The following is a 920-nucleotide window of genomic DNA, read 5'->3' on the forward strand; positions in this document are numbered from 1 at the left end:
TATAGCCAATCCCACTTAAAATTGTTATAAACTAATTATCAAACCTAATTGCTATCATAAAGACCATGACTTACTCATTAGATTTTCGTAAACAAGTACTAAAAAGCTTAGACGAGGGTATGACCTTTGCCGAGGCAGCTGAGTTTTACAATCTGAGCCCAACCACCATACAAAACTGGAAGCGGCGTGTTCATAGCAAAACAACCAGGCAAACCAAACCTTATAAAATACCAGATGATGTGCTACTTAATGATGTCAAAGAACATCCCGACGATTACCAGTATGAGCGAGCACGTCGTCTAAACTGTAGTAAAACAGGCATTCATCATGCCCTAAAGCGCCTAGGCATCAGTCAAAAAAAAGACCTTAAAGCATCCAAAAGCGTGTCCGATCAAAAGAGCGATATATCACAGTAAGCTTAATAGCTTTAAACAACAAGGCTATCCCATCGTTTATATGGATGAAAGTGGCTTTGAGGCTGAAACTATTCGTCCTTATGGCTATGCACCGATTGGTAAGCCTTGTATCGATAGCTACAACTGGCAAGGTAAAAAGCGAACCAACGTTATCGGTGCTCTATATGAAAAGATGCTGTTTGCACTAGATTACTTTGAGACAAACATCAACAGCATCGTTTTCTATCACTGGTGCAAACACAAGCTAATCCCAAGTCTTAAAACCAAATGCGTGATTGTCATGGATAATGCCAGATTTCATAAGAGCAAACGCATTCAAAAGCTACTGAACAGGCACGGTCATCGTATTCTATGGCTGCCGCCGTACAGCCCTGATTTGAACCCTATTGAGAAGAAATGGGCTCAGGTGAAGTTTCTACGCCAAGGCTGGATGGAAAACGACTTATCCAAATTGTTTTATGATGTTTGTCCTAAACATAACAATTTTATTTTGAACTGACTATA

At 39.9% G+C, this 920-nt stretch carries 2 protein-coding genes; both read left to right on the plus strand.

The annotated features are described in order from the left end of the window. The first annotated feature begins 119 nt into the window (after positions 1-119). The gene (locus ACZ2XM_RS15380) at positions 120-416 is read left to right on the plus strand and encodes an IS630 transposase-related protein (protein WP_490589844.1); all 297 of its coding nucleotides are present in this window, start codon (positions 120-122) and stop codon (positions 414-416) included. Then, complete coding sequence (locus tag ACZ2XM_RS15385) at positions 403-915, plus strand: IS630 family transposase (protein ID WP_296239974.1); 513 nt, start codon at positions 403-405, stop codon at positions 913-915. Before ACZ2XM_RS15380 ends, ACZ2XM_RS15385 begins: the two co-directional genes overlap by 14 nt. Positions 916-920: the final 5 nt, after the last annotated feature.

The sequence above is a fragment of the Psychrobacter sp. CoH-33_TS_01 genome, from assembly GCF_058189395.1.